Here is a 20,362-nt window from a genome sequence, read left to right as displayed (position 1 = left end):
ACACCAGTGCGTTGCCAAGCAGCGTGACTGTGACGGGCAACAGCACCAGCTTCAAAGTTCAGACGATTAATGATCCTTTGAAAGAAACACAAGAAGAGTTGGCCGTTACAATTTCAAATTTGGATACTGGCTCCGTCTTCGAACAAGCTAAGCCTGGTCTAAATGGTTCAAACAGGGCAGTTAGTTCAATCCAAGACAACGACGTAACAATCAAAGTCCATGATGCTGCGCCTGTCGATGAAGGAGATAAAGCATCCTTTAAAGTGACATTAAATGAAGCCTCTTCTGAAAAACAGTATGTTAAATTCGAAGCGACAACGAATGGTTACGATACTGAATCTGATGACATCGATCCAAACAGCCTAACTTACGAATACAAAGATGCTAACGGCGATTTCCAAGTTGCCAATGTCGTTAACGGTTATGTTGAAATTCCAGCGGGTACTACCGAACTTCGTGTAACGGTGCAAACCGTGCAGGATGAGAAATTCGAATGGACTGAACGTTTTGGACTACATATTGTCGACACCAAATCTATAAGTGGTGGAACGTCGAGTATTGATGAAGCGAATTCTGAACTACAGGGTAAGGGTACAATAAACTTAGATCACACAGATAACCCTACGCTTGAATTAAAGGATGCTGATGTTGTTAATGAAGGAAGCACTGCTGTATTTGAAGGGCATCTGACGAAGGTTTCTGAAGCGTCGATTGAGATGAAAGTCGAGTTTGAATTTTCTAATGGCGTTGGCAAAGCAAACCTTGCGGATTTAGCGGCAGACACAAGTAAGCCCTATGCGGGGGTTACCGTTACATATATTGAAAATGGTAAGACTAAAACTATCTTAGTTGACGAAGCTAACGGTGAATTTACCCTTCCAGCTAAAGTTACGGATTTCAAAGTTAATGTAGATACAGTAAATGATAACCGTTTCGAAACATCAGAAGACTTTGGAATTAAGTTGAGTGAGATACCTTTCCAATCTTCAACTGATGCTAGTAAAGATGTAATCATTAATCACGGTCAGCACGGTGTATCAGCTACGGGCTCTATAAATGAAGACGCTTCTGATAAACCATCTGTAAATGTTGCTAATGCTCGTGCGGTAATTGAGGGGGGGGCTTTAGAGTATAGCGTTTTACTGACAGGTTCTTCTGATGTAGACGTGACATACTCATTTAACTTCCCGAATAGTAGTGATGTTAGAAAAGCAGACATTTCGTTTACGGATGGCGTTAAACTGAGTGCAGATAAGCAATCTATTATTGTGCCTAAAGGCGTATCTTACTTTAAAGTTATTGTTCCGACATTAGATGACGTTCTTGTAGAAAATACTGAAAATTACACGATTACTATTGGTGGCGACACAGGTACTGGCTCGATACTCGACAATGAAGTTGCACCTGTCATCAGGAATCAGTCAGTCAGTGTGTCTGAAGAAGCTCTTAGTGGGGGTATTACGGATACGATAGGTTTGCCGAGTGATTCTACTGATGGACACTCTGTTCAGGGGGATTTGTCTATTACCGATGCCAATGGTAACTGGTCTGACACTGTATTTAGTGAATCAAGTTCAATTACAGTAACAACATCAACTGGCCAACCTCTGACATCTGAAGGGCATACAATTACTTGGAGTGTATCAAATAATGGTCACACACTTCTTGGCGAAGCTAACGGTAAACCTGTTATTGAAGCGACTTTAAATAGTAGTGGACATTATGAGGTACAACTTAAAGCTCCTGTTGATCACCCTAATACCAGTGGAGAAGATAACTTATCGATTCATATTCCCGTGATTGCTAAGGATACTTCCGGGTTGTCTAGCTCTGGAGGTCAGATTACGGTTTCAATTGAAGACGACCAGCCAGATGCTAAATATGAAGAAATTGATACGACTATTCATACTGTAGGCACTAATGTTCAGCTTATTTTGGATGTTTCTGGATCAATGAAAGGAGATCGTTTCGATGTTCTTAAAGCATCCGTACTGCAAATGCTTAATCAATATGCGGGAGCATCAGATAATGTTCGTGTTCAGCTTATAACATTCAACTATAACGTTTCTCTAGTTGAGCATAATAACAAAGCATGGATGACTGTCGACGAAGTGAAGGGTTATATCAACGCACTACAGGCCGGTGGTGGTACCGCTTATGATGACGCGATACAAGGTGGTAAGAATTATTGGAATACGGACTCCAGTTTACGTATACCTAACGCAAATAACGTCAGTTATTTCATCAGCGATGGTGCAACACATGAAAATGATAAAATAGATAGATATGAAGAGGCTTCATGGAAGCAGCATTTAACTACTAACAATATTACCGCGCACGCAGTTGGAATTGATCTAAAAGGTAACAGAACTCAGATCAACAAAGTTGCATATGATGGAACAGGTCCCAAAGATAAAAACGCGGAGTTGATTGATGATGAATCTCAGCTGAGTGATGCACTTATTAACTCAATCGTACAAAACGTAACAGGTTCAATCTCAGGTAGCGGTTCTGGTTCTGGTTCTGGTTTTGGGGCAGATGGTGGTTACGTAAGTCAGATAAAATTTGGAACTGGCTCATTTAACTTTAATGGTTCGACTATCTCAACATCGGGAACTTTGCCTTCGAATATTAGCTATTCTAAGGATGAAGCAACCAACAAATTAACCATAACCGTCGATGGTAAGTTCGTATTTGTAATTGACCTTGACACCGGAGCGTATGAGTTTAGTGGTAAACCTCAAGATAGGCCTTCAACACTTGATTTTGATTACACACTGAAAGACGGTGATGGTGATACTAGTAGTAATAAGTTGGTGTTTAATGTTCCTGCTAGTAAATCCGGTTTAGATATTAGTGCGCCAGGTGATGCGGTCGATACTCTTAAGCTATACCATCATCAAAATGGTGATGCTAAGCTTCAATGGAGCTCTGTTGGAACGGATTCAACAACAGAGTATTTCACGAAATCAGAAGTGGCTAATGGATTTAAAGTAAATGTTGGTGCTGGAGGAGATCATGTACACCTTGGAAAAGGCGACGATATCATTTGGCTTGGTGACAGTCATTCAAAGTTAGATGATACAGCGGGTGATAGTGCATCTAAGCAGGCTAACGCTCAAGCGACATTAGAATCATTTACTAACGGTTCAGACAGTAGCTTGTTAGCATCAAACAGTAATGGTGAAGGTGCAGCCTTTAATAACTCTATGCCGAGTCAAAGTAACGCGTATTTAGATATTGCTCATAGTGGTGCTGGCGATGATTATGTATACGGTGAAAAAGGTATAGATGTCATTTTCGGTAGTGCTGGTAATGATTACCTAGATGGCGGACAAGGTAATGATGGCCTCCGAGGTGGAACGGGCAACGATACAGTTAAAGGTGGTGCTGGTGAAGATATTCTTATCGGTGGTCTTGGTAACGATATATTAACTGGCGGCAGTGATGACGATATCTTTAAGTTTGTGAATCAAGACACGACTAGTTCTCGGAATGACATTAGAGATGGTGAAAGAGATGTTATTACTGACTTTACAAAGGGACAGGATAAGATAGATTTATCAGAACTACTGCACACAGATGCGAATGATACTATAGACAGTTTACTTAAGAGTAATCAAATTGGTGTTGTTGAAGGTAACGGTGATTTAACTGTTACAATCTCTCAAGCAGGGACTTCGGTTGGTGAGAATAGTCAACAAATTGTTCTTGAAGGTGCTGCTGGCCAGTACGCGGGGCTATCTGAGAGTGCAATCCTAAGTGATTTACTGAAGATATACGATACAACAAGCAACTAAACAAAAAGGGCCGAAAGGCCCTTTTTTTATATCTTAATTTAGTAAAGTAATCGCGCTTAAGAAGACCTTACATTGAGGTGCAACACCCTACAGTTACAACACTTTACAGGCAAAACCTTTCAGATAGAAACCTTCTGGGTAGGCGGTGTCTGTAAGGTGATCGGCTGCTTGCTCGAAGCGCTCGACAAATTTTACTGTTCTGCCAGCGTCTAGAGCAGCGTCAGCGATGATTTTTTGGAATAAATCAGTGCCCATCAAGCCAGAGCAAGAGTAGGTGAGTAGAGTGCCACCAGGATTTAGGATTTGCATTGCAAGCATGTTTACATCTTTGTAGCCGTTAGCACCTGATGTTAGGTTGTTTTTGCTTGAAACGAACTTTGGTGGGTCCATGATCACGACGTCAAACTTAGTGCCTTGATCTCGGTATTCACGAAGTAGTTTAAATACGTCTGCGTTTAGGAATACAGCACGCTTTTTCGAGATATCAAATTCATTGAGTTCAGCGTTGAACTTAGCTGTATCAAGAGCTAATTGAGACACATCTGCGTTGATTACACGTTTTGCGTCACCTTTCAGTGCGTAAAGACCAAAGCCGCCAGTGTATGAGAAACAGTTAAGCACATCTTTGCCTTTAACATACTTCATTGACTCTTTACGGCTATCACGTTGGTCCATGTAGAAGCCAGTTTTGTGGCCTTCCATGATGTTTACGCTGATTTTGACGCCGTTTTCTTCAATGACGATAGATTTTGGTGGCTCTTCACCGTGAAGTACACCAACAACTTGTTCTAGGCCTTCTTTTTTACGAACTGCTACGTCTGAACGCTCGTAAATATTACAGTCTGGGAAGCATTCAATTAAAGCTTCAACCAATACGCTCTTATTGAATTCAGCGCCCGCACTTAGTAGTTGGCAAACTAGGTAGTCTTGATATTTGTCGATAGTGATACCTGGCAGTCCATCAGACTCTGCAGCGGTAAGGCGGTAGCCAGTTAAACCATCACGCTCAATGATGTCTTCACGCAGTGATTGCGCGTCTTGAATTCGTTTTACGAAGAACGCTTTGTTAATTTCTTCTTTTTCAAATGTCCAAACACGAGCTCGAATTTGAGATTCTGGTGAGTAAGCCGCTTTTGCTAGCCATTGACCATTCTGAGCATATACGTCTACAGTTTCACCTTGTTGTGGTTCGCCTTCGACCTTATCGATACCGCGTGAAAATACCCAAGGGTGTTTACGGCGTAGTGATTTATCTCGGCCTTTAGCTAGATGAATTGAAGGAGTCATAATTTACTCTGTTTGTTGAATTTGAAGGAGGGGTATTGTCGGGGAAGTACAAGGGAAAAGCAAATAAGAAAGGGCTGCAAAAGCAGCCCTTGTATTGAACCATCATTAGATGGTGGTTAGATGTCAGTATTAAGCTTTAAGACCTGTCAGCAAACCTTCCATCGTATCGCTCTGCTTACGAAGTTGGTCAACGTTAGAGTTACTCTTACTGATCATCTCGCAGATGCCGTCTGATTGATGACGAATCTCTTCAACACTTTGTGCAATGTTATCCGCAACGACACCTTGCTCTTCTGCAGCAGTAGCAATTTGCGTACTACTATCAGAAATAGACTGGTTTTTCTCAGCTAAAGAACCGATCTCAACGTTCACTTCCGACATCAGTGTTTGGCCTTCATTGGCATTGTTTACTGTCACTTCCATCAGTTTTGTTAATGATTGACTGTTACGCTGTAACGACTCGATCATGCTCTGGATTTCAACTGTCGCTTGTTGAGTTCGTCCGGCAAGAGCGCGAACTTCATCAGCAACAACTGCAAAACCACGGCCTTGCTCTCCAGCTCGAGCAGCTTCAATCGCAGCGTTTAGCGCTAACAGGTTAGTTTGTTCCGAGATACCATTGATGGTTGCGACTACTTCATCGATCTGCGCTGCATTAGCATCGAGTTCTTCTACTGCTTGCGAAGCCGATTGAATCTCTTGGGATAAGCTAGAGATCGATTCCAAAGTATTAGAAACCTTAACTTGACCACTTTGTGCGACACCACGAGCGTCCATTGTTTGAGTGCTTGAATCATGGGCAAGGGTAGCGACTTCGCGAATCGTTGCTGCCATTTGTTCAGTTGCGCTGGCGAGGCTATTCAAGTGCTCTTGTTGATTACTTGAGATATCTGAGCTTTGTTGCGTTGATTGGTTCAAATCCGAGCTGATTTGCTGCATGAGAGCAACGGACTCTTGGATTGAGAGAACCATGTTTTGTTCACGCTCGGCTACCTTATCGATAGTAATAGCAATTTCACTGAACTCATCGCGAACTAAAAAGTAGTTCATGCGACAAGTTAAATCGCCACTCGCAAGTGTGCTGAGTGCTTTGTTCATCGAGAACATAGCACCACCAATGAAAGTCATGATGTAGTAAACCCCCAGAGCTATCAGCGTGAGAGTTACTGCAATAATCGATACCTGAGTAGTAGACAGAGCTGACCATAAGTTTTGGTCATGGCTTGCGACTAAACTGAAGGCGCCATTCATGACAGAAACAGATGCTGCGCCATATCCTAAAGAGATGGTGTCAGAATTGCTAACGAGTTGAGCGACCTGATCTTTGGTGAGTTGTCCAGCTTCAATCAGACCTTTCATCAGGAGCAATTCATCCTGATAAAGGTGAGCAAGTAAAGAGTCCGCGGCGCTATCTAAAACCAGAGTCAATATAACCAGAGCGAGCAGAGGTAATAAGAATAGTAGATAGAACTTTTCTTGGATTTTTAGGTGAATGAGATATTTGTCAATCCAACGAAACGGGATTTCTTTCATAATAGTAATACTCGAAGTAAGCCCACCAATAAATGGTGAATGAATAGAATCGCAACTATATCACCCATATAATTTATGAGGCAACGTTATGGATACTCTACATTATATTTTTGTCGTGTCAGGCGTAGTTCAATGTGTTGGCTTTCGTTATCACACCAGTAGGCAGGCGCAAGCTTTGGGTATTTCCGGCTATGCTAAGAACTTAAATGATGGTCGAGTTGAAGTGTTAGCGGTCGGAGAGGTGCTGAAACTTGAGAAGTTACACGCTTGGCTTAATCTTGGACCACCGAGCGCAACAGTAGACAATGTCGTCATGCATCAAGTTAAAGATCATGAGCGGCAGGACGTACGTGTAGGGGAGTTTAAAATACTGTAGGACACTACAGTATTTAACTTTTTACGTTGAGATCAACCTAGCGCTATTTTAGTTCTACAAGCATTTTGCTGGTTTAGGTAAACCGGCGAGCTTGGTTGCTTGTTTGGCAGGGCCTTTTTTGAATAATTTGAAAAGGTACTTACTGTTGCCTTTTTCTGGACCGTGAGCTTTTTCCATTGCTTTCACGAGCATGCGAACCGCTGGTGAGGTGTTGAACTCTTCGTAAAAGCTTCTTACAAAATGTACGACTTCTAAGTGTGCATCAGTAAGTTCAATTTCCTCATCTTGAGCAAGAATTTCAATCATACCTTCTTCCCATTGAGTGTAATCCAACAGATAACCTTGAGCGTCGGTTTCGATTTGCTTGCCGTTATATTCAAACATGTTTAATCCAGAGTCCAATTAACTATCCGGATAGAGTACATGACCAAGTTTATCTTTCTCAACAGAAATTGTAGCTATCTCAAAAAATATTGCACTTATGGATAAAAAAAGCCCAAGAGATAGGCTCTTGGGCTAGATATTCTTCAGTGATAGGAACGATTAGTCGTCGCTGCCCATGATGCCTAGGATGCTTAGCAGGCTGATGAAGATGTTGTAGATCGATACGTACAAGCTGATCGTTGCAGAGATGTAGTTTGTTTCACCGCCACGAATGATGTTTTGCGTTGTAAGCAAGATAACACCAGTCGAGAATAGGATGAACATACCGCTCATTGCCAATGATAGTAGAGGCATTTGTAGGAATATGTTTGCAACCATACCTACAAGCAGTACTACGAAACCAGCTAATAGCATGCCGTTAAGGAACGACAGGTCACGCTTAGTTGTTAGTGCGTAAGCTGATGCGCCCATAAACGCCAGTGCTGTACCGCCAAGTGCAGTTAGGATGACATCACCCATGCCTGCGCCAACGTACATGTTTAAGATGGGACCGATGGTGTAGCCTAAGAAACCTGTAAATAGGAATGTGAAGACTAGACCCATGCTGTTGTCACGGTTCTTTTCTGTTAGGAATAGAAGACCGTAGAAACCAACTAGCATAATGATAAGACCAGGGCGAGGGAGGTTCATCGCCATAGATACGCCTGCTACTACAGCAGACCAAAGTAGTGTCATAGACAATAGTGCGTAGGTGTTACGCAACACTTTATTGGTTTGCAGAGCACTTTCTTGAGATGCTGTGCGTGAAAACATAGGGCTGTTCATAATCTTCCTCGTAAGGTGACTTCAATAGTTATTAGTACATTTATGGGGCTGAAAGTTCGAAAAATCAAGTCTTTCATTCCTCTTGTATACCTAAAATAATAATCAAAATAGTCGGTTAAGTGTTTCTGAAGGTGTAACAAAGTATTTCTAATGACGTATAAAGTGTCGCTAACACTCGATGTTCAAACTTTTATAGTTACTGGCTAATGATTTATAACCTTTGGAAAACGAACGATAACATCGAAAACTAAAGAGGCGACCTAAGCCGCCTCTGTAGTTTATGCATCATAACACATTAATGGTGCAAGATTTGGCTCAAGAAGTTCTGCGTCCTATCCGATTGTGGGTTTTCAAAGAAGTCGACAGGGTTGTTCTCTTCTATGATTTCACCTGCATCCATAAAGATAACGCGATCTGCGACCTCTTTAGCAAAGCCCATCTCGTGCGTTACACACAACATCGTCATGCCTTCTTCGGCCAATTCGACCATTACGTCTAATACTTCACGAACCATTTCTGGGTCGAGTGCCGATGTTGGTTCATCAAATAGCATAACCTGAGGGTTCATACACAAAGAACGAGCAATTGCCACACGTTGCTGTTGTCCACCAGACAGTTGGCCTGGGAATTTATCCGCTTGTTCAGGGATTTTTACACGCTCAAGGAATTTCATCGCGATGGCTTCGGCTTCCTCTTTCGGCATCTTTTTTACCCAAATAGGGGCTAGAGTACAGTTCTCCAATACCGTCAGATGTGGAAACAAGTTGAAGTGTTGAAAACACATGCCTACATCTCTGCGCACGGCTTCAATGTTTTTTAGGTCTTCCGTCAATTCATTACCTGAAACGAAGATATGACCCTTTTGGTGTTCTTCCAACCGGTTGATACAACGGATCATCGTTGATTTTCCTGAGCCAGAAGGGCCACAGATAACGATTTTTTCGCCTTTCTTAACCTCTAGATTGATGTTTTTAAGTACGTGGAATTCGCCGTACCATTTGTTCATGTCTTTTAACTCGATCATAAGACCTTGAGAGTTGTTTTCTGTTTGCTGCGTCATAATACGTCCTTGATCTTGTTAATTATCGTTTGTGACCGGTGTGAAGTCTGTTTTCCAGCCAAATCGAGTATCTCGACATGCCAAAACAAAACACCCAGAACACTAACGCGACAAATACATAACTTTCTGTTGAATACCCAAGCCACTCAGGGTCGGTATTCGCGGCTTGGCCAATCCCTAGTACATCAAACATACCGATAATCAAAACTAGACTGGTATCTTTGAACAAACCAATAAAGGTATTCACAATTGAAGGAATCGTGATTTTAAGAGCTTGAGGCAGAATGATAAGCCCCGTTTTTTTCCAATAGCTCAACCCTAGAGCGTCAGCGGCTTCGTATTGACCTTTTGGTATTGCTTGCAAACCACCACGGATTACTTCCGCCATATAAGCAGCACTAAACAGTACTACCCCAACAAGCGCACGTATCAGTTTATCGGTCTCCATCCCCTCTGATAAAAAGAGCGGAAGCATTACCGAGGCCATGAATAGAACCGTAATCAGTGGTACACCACGCCAGATTTCGATGTAAACGGTACACATACTGCGGATGATTGGCATCTCTGAACGACGCCCTAGCGCCAGTGCGACACCGATAGGCAGTGATACAACGATACCAACAAGTGCGATGATTAGTGTAACCAGTAGGCCGCCCCATTTATGGGTATCAACAACCTCTAGACCAAATACACCACCGTATAGTAAGCCTGCAATGATAAACGGGTAGATGTTTACGAAGAATAACCAAATCCACGTACGCTTAGGTGTTTTTTCGTAAGCTAACAAAGCAACAAAAATAGCTAATGTTGCGTAGAAAAAGCGAGGACGCCACAGTTCCGCTTCTGGGTAGAAGCCGTACATGAATTGGTCCCAACGGACGCTAATGAAAACCCAACAAGCGCCTTCGCTAGTACAGGCATCGCGTGTTGTTCCTATCCAGTCAGCGCTCAAGAATGCCCAATCAGCTATTGCCCATAATAAAGTGAAAGCAAAGTAAGCAAGCACCACAGTGACGACACTGTTAATTGGTCCATTAAATAGATTTTTTCTTAACCAACCGACAGGTCCAACAGTATTCGCTGGAGGCGGAAGATCAGGTTGAAATTGATGTGTACTCATCTTATCTCTCCACCAACGCTACTTTGCGGTTGTATATGTTCATTAGAGCAGATGTTAATAGGCTTAGGGTTAAGTAGACGCCCATTGTCATCGCGATTACTTCGATAGCTTGTCCAGTTTGGTTCAATGTTGTTCCTGCAAAGACAGATACAAGATCGGGATAACCAATGGCCATCGCAAGTGATGAGTTTTTGGTCAGGTTTAAATACTGACTGGTTAGTGGTGGGATAATAATTCTTAATGCTTGCGGTATAATGACTAGCTTAAGAGTTCTTGTTCGCGGGAGCCCTAGAGACATAGCAGCCTCTGTTTGCCCATGGTTTACCGCGTTAATACCTGAACGCACAATCTCGGCGATGAATGCCGCTGTGTAGATACTTAAAGCGAGCATCAATGCTGCCAATTCAGGAATGATGCTGATACCACCTTTGAAGTTAAACCCTTTCAGAACAGGGTACTCCGCAGAGATAGGCATACCCATAACAAAGTAAGTGACTAATGGTAAGCCCACAATCAGCGCCGCAGCAATTCGCAACATTGGTGTTTGTTGGCCGGTTAGTTTTTGTTTGTTATTAGCCCAGATGTTGATAACAAAAGTAGCGATGATACCGACAATCAATGATGCGATGACAATGCTACTGCCTTGTTCTAATACTGGAGCTGGGAAGTACAAACCACGTACATTCAAGAAAATAGCTTCACCCAGGCTCATACTCTGACGAGCGGAAGGCAATGCTTGTAGAACGGCGAAATACCAAAAAAATATTTGTAGAAGAAGAGGAATATTTCGGAATATCTCAATGTAGACAGCTGCAAATCGGCTAACTAGCCAGTTTGAAGATAGCCTAGCGATACCCATACTAAAGCCCAGTACTGTGGCTAACATGATGCCTAATACTGAAACTAAAGCGGTATTGAGAAGACCGATAAAGAATGTACGACCGTATGAGAATGTTTCGTCGTATTCAATCAGTGTTAAGCCGATACCAAAACCAGCTTCTTGGGAGAGAAAATCAAAACCAGTGGCGATACCACGGGAATCTAAGTTTGTGAGTGCATTATTTACAATCGTGTAGAAGAAAGCACAAAGCGCCGCGACGGCGAGAATTTGGAAAACAATTGAGCGAAAAGTGGGGTTGTAAAAAAGGTTGGCACTTTTGGGCTGTGGTTTTTCTTGAGTTGGAGAAATAGTTTCATTAGGTTTCATACTGCTATAACCTCAAATCCATTTAATAAATAGGGCGGAAAAGTCCGCCCTAATTGATGCTTGTAAATTTATTAACGGATTGGTGGAGCGTACATAAAGCCGCCCGCATTCCATAGTGCGTTTACGCCACGAGAGATCTGTAGTGGTGAACCTGTACCAACAGTACGTTCGAAGCTCTCACCGTAGTTACCAACTTGTTTAATTACTTGGTAACCCCAATCGTCACGAATGCCAAGGCCTTTACCTTTAGGACCGTCAACACCAAGAATACGCTTGATGTTTGGATCTTTTGACTTAAGCATTTCGTCAGCATTCTTAGAAGAGATGCCGTACTCTTCTGCGTTAATCATTGCAGAAAGGGTCCATTTAGCAACGTTGAACCACTTGTCATCATCTTGACGAACAACAGGGCCTAGTGGCTCTTTAGAGATGATTTCAGGAAGTACCTGTGCAGATTTAGGATCAGCTAGATTTAGGCGAAGTGCATATAGACCAGATTGGTCAGTTGTAAGAACATCACAACGACCCGCATCGAAACCTTTTGATGTTTGTGCTGCCGTATCAAATACCACTGGCTTGTAAGACATGCCACTGTTACGGAAGTAATCGGCTAGGTTAAGTTCAGTCGTTGTACCTGATTGAACACACACTGAAGCGCCATCTAGTTCTTGAGCACTTGTTAGTCCAAGTTCTTTCTTAACCATGAAGCCTTGACCGTCGTAGTAGTTAACGCCTACGAAGTTCAAACCTAGAGCAGTGTCACGATGTAGCGTCCATGTTGTGTTACGAGATAGTACGTCTATTTCACCAGATTGAAGCGCGGTAAAACGCTCTTTTGCTGTTAGCGGTACATACTTAACTTTAGTCTTGTCACCGAGTACAGCCGCTGCAAGAGCTTGACAATACTCAACATCAATTCCTTCCCATTCACCTTTTGAGTTAGGGTTAGAGAACCCTGGAAGACCTGTACTTACACCACAAGTTAGAAAACCTTGAGATGTGACTTTGTCCAGAGTGCTTTCTGCCGCTGATGCTGATGTTGCCATCATCGCAGTTGATGCAGCTACTACTGAAGCAAGAAGTGTTAGTTTATTTGTCATTTGTATCCTTCCTTGTTAACCAGGTGACACCTGATACTCATACTCGTTTGAGTGTCTCTTGTGTGTTGCGTTGTCTATGACCTTGTTGCTCAAATTAAGCGAGTTGCATTTTGCAAATGAAACCGTGTGCGATTTAAACAACTGTTTATAAGGTTAGGAAAGGATCCGTAGTTTCACAAATGTATAATTTAAAAAGAATTTTGAATGAAATCACAAATCCGAACACAATTAGAATGACCAAATGTTAACTGAATGTAAATAGTGCAACGGTTCACACTGTTGGTGCAACGAGATTTAGGTTTTTATATTGATGGTGGGCTAGGTAAATATTCTGAATTAGAGTCGTATTGGTGGCGCATTAGCCTTAAGAAAGTTGAAAATTTGGTCAATAAATATTTTTATTACGCTCGGATAGTTATGAATATGCTCCAAATTTGGTAGCATGTCTGAATAGTTATTGAAGTAGTCTCAAGGAAGAACATGCGTTATTTCCCAATGTTTTTGGATGTAGAGAATAAGCCAATTCTAGTGGTTGGTGGGGGCGAGGTTGCTTGCCGAAAAGTCGACAGTTTGCTGCGAGCGGGTGCTAATGTAACTTTGGTTTCTCCTAAGGTCGCACCTTACTTAAAAGAGCTAGCCGATGAAGACAAACTTCGTTGGGTTCAAAATTTTTACTCGTCACAGCTTATCTCGAAAAACTACTTACAAGTGTGGGCAACTACAGATAACCCAAACCTAAATCATCAAGTACATAATGATGCAAAAAAAATGGGTATTCTTGTCAATGTGGTCGATGACTTACCCTATTGTGACTTCATCACACCCTCAATGATAAATCGCGGACGAATCCAAATAGCGATCTCAAGTGGGGGAGCATCACCTGTTTTGGTGAGAAATATTAGAGAAAAACTCGAAACTGTATTGCCACAGAACATAGGTTTGATAGCGGACTTCGGTGCATCAAAACGCAATTCAATTAAAGAGTCCTTTCCTACTGTTGATGAACGCCGAAAATTCTGGGAGCGCTTTTTGTCGTCCAGTTTTATTAATCAAGTGACGGATAGGGATCAACTTGAATCGTACTATCAACAGTCGTTGACTGAGCAAGTTGATAGTGAAGGGCAGGTCACTTGGATCGAATTTGAAGAAGATGTTGAGCTACTTTCTATGAAGGCTTTACGTCTGATGCAAGAGGCAGAGCTAGTACTTTCACCAATCGATTGTCCATTCGAATTTATAGACTTATGCCGTCGAGATGCAGAAAGAGAGAGCTATGTTAATAGCGGAGAGCTATCAACCAAGCTTGAGCAAGCCAGAGCAGAGAAATTGCGAGTGTGTGTATTTATTCCACCAGCAAGCGTAGAGTTTAATCTATTGGTTGGCAAAGACCTGAAACTGTCTGCTGCAAAAGTGCTCAGTTGAGTGGTAGTTGATAGATTTTAGTTGAAGTGAGCGCTTTTTAGTTGTTTGCAAATCGGCTAGAGACCCTGAATAAGACTGACCGATAAATAAAAAGCCACTTCCTAAAAGAAGTGGCTTTTTGCGATTTTAAACACGACATTGTGCTGATGAATGAGCAACCACAATAAGCAGTCGCTCAAACTCGAAAATTAGTCGCGGAAGTTGTCAAACTGGAAAGGTTGACCAAGTTCACCGCTGCGAACTAGAGCCATAACAGCTTGTAGGTCATCACGCTTTTTACCCGTTACACGAACTTTGTCGCCTTGGATAGAAGCTTGAACTTTAACTTTGTTGTCTTTGATTAGCTTAACGATCTTCTTAGCAACATCCGTTTCGATACCTTGCTTAAAGATAACCGTTTGGTGCCAAGTGCGACCTGTTTGGTCTGCTGCTTTCGCTTCCATCGCGTTAGGATCAACATTACGTTTTGTTAGGTTGCTACGAAGGATATCGCGCATTTGCTTCAGTTGAAAATCGTCTTGAGCAGTCAATTTTACTGATTCATCTTTGTAATCAAAGCTAGCTTCAACGCCACGAAAATCGAAACGAGTCGATAGTTCACGGTTTGCGTTGTCTACCGCGTTACGCAGTTCTACTGCTTCTACTTCAGAGATAATGTCAAATGATGGCATTGTGTTGTTTCCTTAAGCTAAGTTTCTATCTTTAATTGCTGTTGCAAGCATATCGAGCATTGTCGCAGTATCTTCCCAGCTTAGGCATGGGTCAGTAATAGACTTGCCGTATTCTAGGTTGTTGATATCTGTCATTGGTTGGTTACCTTCAACAATGAAGCTTTCCGCCATGATGCCTGCAATTTGATTCTTGTTAGATTTGATTTGTTCACAAATGTCTTGCGCTACTTCTAGCTGCTTACGGTGCTGTTTTTGACAGTTAGCGTGGCTAAAGTCTACAACTAAACGTTGAGGAAGATCGAATTCAGCCAACTGCTTACATGCGTTATCCACAGATTCAGCATCGAAGTTAGGGCCTTTATCGCCACCACGTAGAATTACGTGACCGTATGGGTTACCAGAAGTACGGTAAACCGTCATGCGGCCGTTCTTATCTGGCGAGTAGAAGTAGTGTGAAGCATGCGCAGCGCGAATCGCATCAATGGCAATTTTGATGTTGCCGTTAGTTGCATTTTTGAAGCCAACTGGGCAAGACAGTGCAGAAGCCATTTCACGGTGAATCTGAGATTCAGTCGTGCGAGCACCAATTGCGCCCCAAGTGATAAGGTCTGCAATGTACTGGCCGGTGATCATATCAAGGAATTCAGTCGCGGTAGCTAGGCCAAGCTTGTTGATATCTAGCAATAGCTTACGTGCTTTATTCAAGCCTGTTTCAAGTGCGTATGAACCATCGAGATTCGGATCGGTAATTAAACCTTTCCAACCTACAACCGTACGAGGCTTCTCGAAGTAGGTTCTCATGACAACGAATAGTTCATCTTTGTATTGATCTTGAATCTGGCTTAGACGTTCAGCGTAATCAAGTGCCGCATCTGTATCGTGAACAGAGCAAGGACCAACGATAACTAATAGGCGATTATCACGACCCGTTAGGATATCTTCGATTTGGCGGCGAGAATTCTTAATGCGCTCAGCAACGTCGTCAGTAATAGGGTGTGCATTGCCTAGTTCGGCAGGAGTTGGCATAGGACCCAGAGCTTGGGTTCTCAACTCATCAGTTTTTAATGGCATGTGATAGCTTTTTTATTCTATTGCGAAGTGGTTAAGATAACGGAATTGAACAGAGGAATAAACTCTCTTAAGTCAAAGTTATCTCTGTTATTGCTAATATTCTCATTTTTATCAGCAGGCCAACGTCAAATGGGGGATTTTCACTTGTATTAACAGGCAGCTATCGGTATTTTCGTTTGAACACAACATAAAAATGCTGGAGCAGCAATGACTCAAGAAAATCAAAGCACTTTGCACCCAGAACTTGTCTTAGGTGATGTGCTGCCTTCTTACAACGATAATAATAATTCCAACCATTTATACGTTTCATTATCTGAATTGGTCATGGATCGTGTCTTCTATCATCCAAGTATTGAAAGTCATTTAGAAACACTGACTGATATCGAAAAAACCTCTTTAGATGCGATCCTTGGCGATAAAACAGTCGATGAGCATTTTGTTTCGACCTTGGTTATTGCCATTCAAGCAGCCGTTCAGCCAAACCACGCCACTGTTCGTATTGCGTTAAGTAGTGCTGATAGCTATGGCTTCCGTTCGCTACTTGGTGGTAGCTGTGAAGCCGAAGAGATAAACCCGGCACTAGGTGTTCGTGGGGTTGCGCGTTATGCGACAGCCGAGTACAGCAAGGCTTTCGCTTTAGAGTGTCAGGTTATTAAAGTGCTGCGAGAGCAGGGTATTAACGTTGAAGTGGTTGTACCGTATGTACGAGCATTAAGCGATGCCGCTAAGATTATTGATTTGCTTGCAGAGCAAGGCTTACCACGCGGGCTTAATGGCTTGAAAGTTCTGTTCTCGTGCGATGTGCCGTCTGCTGTGCTACTAAGCGAAAGGTTACTTCATTACTTCGATGGTGTTGTGGTGAACGTTGATAGCTTAGCGTCTTTCACTTTAGGTGTAGACAAGCACAATGAAGCTCAGCAACACGCTTTTGATCCTCAAAACGAGGCGGTTATTACCTTATTGAGTATGATTGTTAAAGCAACGCTGAACGCAAAGAAGCCCGTCCTGCTTGTGACTCAAGGCTTGGTGGACTACCCGCGCTTACAAGGGTTCATTGCGGATCTCGAAGGTGTAGAAACAGTCATCACTGCATAAACCAGCTTATTGTTTAGATAAATCAACTTGCTGTTTGAGTTTATCTAAGTCACTAAAGCTTAGAGAAAAATGGAGATATCATTATGCGATGATATCTCTTTTTTGTAACATTTTTTTGACATGTACATCGCTAATCGATTAACTGGTCTGATGACTTATTTGACTAGGTAATCCGAATGCTGACCCCTCTACAAAAAGCAAATTTCTACTTGAGCATGTTTGGCTTTTTCAAAGTACCTCTGATCTGGCTATGTCGACCAAAACTGCTCGCGCTGGATAATCAACATGTTGAAGTGAAAATTCCTCTCAAAAGGCGAACTAAGAACCACCTCAATAGCATGTATTTTGGTGTGTTAGCTGTGGGAGCTGACGTAGCAGGTGGTTTCCTTGCTATGAGTAAATCTCAGCAGCAGGGCGAAAAGATTTCTTTGGCATTTAAAGAGGTGACAGGTAATTTCTTGAAGCGTCCAGAAGGTGACGTACACTTCACTTGTAACGATGGTGAGCTGATCAACACTATGTTGGCAGAAACCATGTCTACTGGCGAGCGTGTGAATCAACCAGTGACCATCATAGCGACCTGCCCGTCTTTGCATGGCGACGAACCAATGGCGGAATTCACGCTAACACTTTCGATTAAGAAAGTCCCAGCTAGATAATAGCTCCGAAGTATAAGGTTGGGCTGAATCTGAAGATCATAGTTCGACAGAAGTCGTTGAACAAGTGGAAGTGCGGTATGTGAATTGAATACCCACATACCGTACCGCACGCCCTAACAATGTTATGATTCTTGAGTGATTTGCTCGATATCAACGATTTTTGAACGGTTCATGACTATTTTCCAGCGGTAATAAGTAGGCTCATCATCGTGATTGTTCTCTTTGATGATCAGGTTGAGCAGGTGGCGTTTTTCTACTGATTCTCGGCTTACTTGCCCTTCATTCATGCGATATACGTTATTCGAACCCTTGTCCATTAAGCGTGTCAGTGCTCTGAGGCTGATCGATACCGTTTCACGAGTCTCTTCGTAACCACTCATGAATGTCGATGTCGACATTTCTGTATGCGAACGATAGTGCAAAATTTGCTCTTCACGTTGAACAACACGCTTCTTGCGTATTGATTGAATACGGTCTGCTAACTTAGAAAAATTCGCGTAGTCCAACCATTCAAGCTTATGGCCGACAGATTTATTGGTTGTTGGATCAAAGTAGCGACGCTTCCACTTGGGTTTGCCTTTACGCAGCCAACGCCACAGTATGTCTCTTAAATCATCTTTGAAGATTTCACGCAAAGCGTAAATGAATGACATCGATACGATGAAAGATGCAGTAATCTCTCCTAGAAAGTCGCGAGCTAATATAACGGTTGTGGTAACTACCACCATGACCAAGCCTGTGGCGATGCCTTTAACAGCTCTCTTCACGTTCTTACCCATTGATGTCGTCTTTTCTTTGAGGACGATAGGGTGTTCGATCAAGCGTCGTAACAGTCGCATCTTGTTGCTCAAACGTGTTACGTCTTCTCGTACCTTCGCTGAGTTATAGCGATTAAGTTTTCGATGGGCGGTCTCTTTTTCACAAAGCGTCAAGAGTCGCTCTTTTATCGTCGAGTATTCACTGCCACGTGGCATATGTGATACCAAAGATAAGAACTTTTGCTCCGTGTACCAAGAAAGGTAATTATCAATATTGGCATAATAGCGCTTTAGGTTTTCTTCATAAGGAATACTACGACGAAGCTTCTTGAGGATATCCAAAGCCAGTTCGATGACTTCATCGACGTCATCAGCCGTTACGTCGTCACTATCTGTCTTATTCAAGCTGCTCACGGCTTTATCTAAAGCAATCACGTATTGATAGGCGAACAAACTCAAACTCACACGATACTGTGTCGTCGATAAGCGTCCGCGTTTTGCCAAGCGGCTGTGTACCAATGGTAATAGTGTCTTATCACTGTAGTAAGCGCGCTTTTGAGTAATTGAACTGTAGAAGAAGGCACTTTCAGAAAGTACTTCAGGAGTCAGTCCGAGTTCACCGGGAATGAATAGATAAACGTCCATATCGAGCTTTTTGGTCTTCGCCATCGCATGGTTAATTTTAAGTGTTATCGCATCTTGTTTATCAACGGTGATCAACGATGTCTCCTAGAATATAAAAATATGAATGAAACTAGCGAAAGCATATCAGAGATCACGTATAATCACCGCCAAATTTAAAGTAGAGACAATCTTGATGATTAATATTGGTCAAATAAACAACCTAGAAGTAGTAAAACAAGCAGACTTCGGTGTATTCCTTGACGCTAGCGACTATGGAACCGTGTTGCTGCCGAAACGATTTACTCCTGAAGGTGTTGAAATTGGTCAAAAGCTAGATGTTTTCTTATACATTGATTCTGACAACCAGATCGCTGCCACAACTGAAAAACCAATCGCTCAAGTAGGGCAGTTTGGCTTGATGACGGTTGAAGGTGTTAACAGCACTGGTGCATTCATGAGCTGGGGCGTAAAAGGTAAGGACCTTCTTGTTCCTTTCAGCGAGCAGCGCGGCCGTTTAAACGAAGGCCAGTCAATCTTAGTATATGTGTATATCGATAAAGCATCGAGCCGTATCGTTGGTACAACGAAGTTCAACAAATGGTTAGACAACACGCCTGCGACTTATAAGCAAAATGAACAAGTTGATCTCATTATCGCTGAGCGCAGCCAACTTGGTTACAAAGCGATCGTGAACGGTGAACACTGGGGTATGATTTTCCCATCAGACATCATCGGTAAGCTGTTCATTGGTAAGACACTAAAAGGCTACATTAAAAATGTTCGTGAAGAAGACGGTAAGATTGATTTGTCTCTTCAGAAAATTGGTGTCGCTAAGATGGATGACCTAAGCACTAAGGTTCTGGATCTTCTTGAGAAGAAGGGCGGTTACCTGCCTTTGAATGATAAGTCTTCTCCTGAAGCTATTTTCTCTGCATTCAGAACCAGTAAAGGTACGTTCAAGAAGACAATTGGTGGTTTGTACAAATCTGGCAAGATCACTATCGACAAAGAAGGTATCAGCTTAGTTAAATAAGCGATCCTTTCGGTCAAAAAAAAGCCCAAACCTTCCTGTTTGGGCTTAGGGGAAAGGGCTCCGAAGAGCCTACGCTAATCGTATCAATCTTTTGACTATTAGGTTGAAGTCTAGTTTAGATTTCCTAAAGTGCGATTTTTCTTATTTGAAATAGTGACTTGAATTGATGTTTGTATAATTAGTCGTTGATTTACAAGCGCTCGCACACAGAGTTACATGACCGGTAGAATAGAAAAAGCCCAAACAATTAACATTGTTTGGGCTTTTTGTTTGTGCGATTCTTTAAGCCGTTAAGCCGTTAAGCCGTTAAGCCGTTAAGCCGTTAAGCCGTTAAGCC

17 protein-coding genes are annotated in these 20,362 nt (G+C 42.4%); 6 read left to right on the top strand and 11 right to left on the bottom strand.

Features of this window, described 5'->3' with window-relative positions; genetic code table 11:
• Nucleotides 1-3,800: VWA domain-containing protein (locus tag ACED28_RS08960; protein WP_371709684.1), on the top strand; the 3,800-nt coding region annotated here is incomplete at its 5' end.
• A gap of 93 nt (nucleotides 3,801-3,893) precedes the next feature.
• On the opposite strand, the gene ACED28_RS08955 is transcribed toward ACED28_RS08960, so the two are convergent.
• Both ACED28_RS08955 and ACED28_RS08950 read right to left on the bottom strand, forming a co-directional pair.
• Nucleotides 3,894-5,087 carry a class I SAM-dependent methyltransferase gene (locus ACED28_RS08955; protein ID WP_009846634.1) on the bottom strand — a complete coding sequence of 398 codons (1,194 nt, stop codon included), beginning with the start codon at nucleotides 5,085-5,087 and terminating at the stop codon, nucleotides 3,894-3,896.
• 129 nt (nucleotides 5,088-5,216) lie between these two features.
• Entirely contained in the window at nucleotides 5,217-6,620 is a 1,404-nt protein-coding gene (locus ACED28_RS08950; protein ID WP_371709683.1) for a methyl-accepting chemotaxis protein, read from the bottom strand.
• Nucleotides 6,621-6,708: 88 nt separating this feature from the next.
• Between ACED28_RS08950 and yccX the strand changes: the two genes are divergently transcribed.
• Nucleotides 6,709-6,996, top strand: a complete 288-nt coding sequence (yccX, locus tag ACED28_RS08945; protein ID WP_371709682.1) for an acylphosphatase — start codon at nucleotides 6,709-6,711, stop codon at nucleotides 6,994-6,996.
• Nucleotides 6,997-7,050: 54 nt separating this feature from the next.
• On the opposite strand, the gene ACED28_RS08940 is transcribed toward yccX, so the two are convergent.
• From ACED28_RS08940 to ACED28_RS08915, 6 genes are all read right to left on the bottom strand, one after another.
• The gene (locus ACED28_RS08940; RefSeq protein ID WP_029225525.1) at nucleotides 7,051-7,380 is read right to left on the bottom strand and encodes a TusE/DsrC/DsvC family sulfur relay protein; all 330 of its coding nucleotides are present in this window, start codon (nucleotides 7,378-7,380) and stop codon (nucleotides 7,051-7,053) included.
• A gap of 159 nt (nucleotides 7,381-7,539) precedes the next feature.
• Nucleotides 7,540-8,205, bottom strand: a complete 666-nt coding sequence (locus ACED28_RS08935; RefSeq protein WP_017057206.1) for a Bax inhibitor-1/YccA family protein — start codon at nucleotides 8,203-8,205, stop codon at nucleotides 7,540-7,542.
• A gap of 295 nt (nucleotides 8,206-8,500) precedes the next feature.
• Nucleotides 8,501-9,265: an amino acid ABC transporter ATP-binding protein gene (locus tag ACED28_RS08930; protein ID WP_009846639.1), complete on the bottom strand. Its 765-nt coding sequence runs from the start codon at nucleotides 9,263-9,265 to the stop codon at nucleotides 8,501-8,503.
• Nucleotides 9,266-9,287: 22 nt separating this feature from the next.
• Complete coding sequence (locus ACED28_RS08925) at nucleotides 9,288-10,385, bottom strand: amino acid ABC transporter permease (protein ID WP_009846640.1); 1,098 nt, start codon at nucleotides 10,383-10,385, stop codon at nucleotides 9,288-9,290.
• A 1-nt stretch (nucleotide 10,386) separates the two neighbouring features.
• On the bottom strand, nucleotides 10,387-11,592 hold the full coding sequence (locus ACED28_RS08920; protein ID WP_009846641.1) for an amino acid ABC transporter permease: 1,206 nt from the start codon (nucleotides 11,590-11,592) through the stop codon (nucleotides 10,387-10,389).
• 71 nt (nucleotides 11,593-11,663) lie between these two features.
• Nucleotides 11,664-12,692, bottom strand: coding sequence for an amino acid ABC transporter substrate-binding protein (locus ACED28_RS08915; RefSeq protein ID WP_004733634.1), 1,029 nt, complete (start codon nucleotides 12,690-12,692; stop codon nucleotides 11,664-11,666).
• A gap of 480 nt (nucleotides 12,693-13,172) precedes the next feature.
• On the opposite strand from ACED28_RS08915, the gene ACED28_RS08910 reads away from it, so the two are divergent.
• Entirely contained in the window at nucleotides 13,173-14,114 is a 942-nt protein-coding gene (locus ACED28_RS08910) for a bifunctional precorrin-2 dehydrogenase/sirohydrochlorin ferrochelatase (RefSeq protein ID WP_017101273.1), read from the top strand.
• Between the two features lie 188 nt (nucleotides 14,115-14,302).
• On the opposite strand, the gene ACED28_RS08905 is transcribed toward ACED28_RS08910, so the two are convergent.
• Both ACED28_RS08905 and ACED28_RS08900 read right to left on the bottom strand, forming a co-directional pair.
• Complete coding sequence (locus ACED28_RS08905) at nucleotides 14,303-14,785, bottom strand: YajQ family cyclic di-GMP-binding protein (protein WP_004733632.1); 483 nt, start codon at nucleotides 14,783-14,785, stop codon at nucleotides 14,303-14,305.
• Nucleotides 14,786-14,797: 12 nt separating this feature from the next.
• On the bottom strand, nucleotides 14,798-15,856 hold the full coding sequence (locus ACED28_RS08900; protein ID WP_009846643.1) for a 3-deoxy-7-phosphoheptulonate synthase: 1,059 nt from the start codon (nucleotides 15,854-15,856) through the stop codon (nucleotides 14,798-14,800).
• Nucleotides 15,857-16,063: 207 nt separating this feature from the next.
• On the opposite strand from ACED28_RS08900, the gene ACED28_RS08895 reads away from it, so the two are divergent.
• Both ACED28_RS08895 and ACED28_RS08890 read left to right on the top strand, forming a co-directional pair.
• On the top strand, nucleotides 16,064-16,951 hold the full coding sequence (locus ACED28_RS08895) for a putative PEP-binding protein (RefSeq protein WP_017103473.1): 888 nt from the start codon (nucleotides 16,064-16,066) through the stop codon (nucleotides 16,949-16,951).
• A 176-nt stretch (nucleotides 16,952-17,127) separates the two neighbouring features.
• Nucleotides 17,128-17,610: a PaaI family thioesterase gene (locus tag ACED28_RS08890; RefSeq protein ID WP_009846645.1), complete on the top strand. Its 483-nt coding sequence runs from the start codon at nucleotides 17,128-17,130 to the stop codon at nucleotides 17,608-17,610.
• Between the two features lie 122 nt (nucleotides 17,611-17,732).
• Here ACED28_RS08890 and ACED28_RS08885 read toward each other — a convergent pair whose 3' ends face one another.
• On the bottom strand, nucleotides 17,733-19,088 hold the full coding sequence (locus ACED28_RS08885; protein WP_012603874.1) for a hypothetical protein: 1,356 nt from the start codon (nucleotides 19,086-19,088) through the stop codon (nucleotides 17,733-17,735).
• 28 nt (nucleotides 19,089-19,116) lie between these two features.
• Between ACED28_RS08885 and ACED28_RS08880 the strand changes: the two genes are divergently transcribed.
• The gene (locus ACED28_RS08880) at nucleotides 19,117-20,025 is read left to right on the top strand and encodes a S1 RNA-binding domain-containing protein (RefSeq protein ID WP_009846647.1); all 909 of its coding nucleotides are present in this window, start codon (nucleotides 19,117-19,119) and stop codon (nucleotides 20,023-20,025) included.
• The last annotated feature ends 337 nt before the right edge of the window (nucleotides 20,026-20,362 follow it).

Source organism: Vibrio sp. 1F253 (assembly GCF_041439295.1).
In the GTDB taxonomy this organism is placed as follows: domain Bacteria; phylum Pseudomonadota; class Gammaproteobacteria; order Enterobacterales; family Vibrionaceae; genus Vibrio; species Vibrio tasmaniensis_A.
Note: the sequence above shows the minus strand (reverse complement) of the source record. Positions and strands in the feature narration are given on the sequence as shown.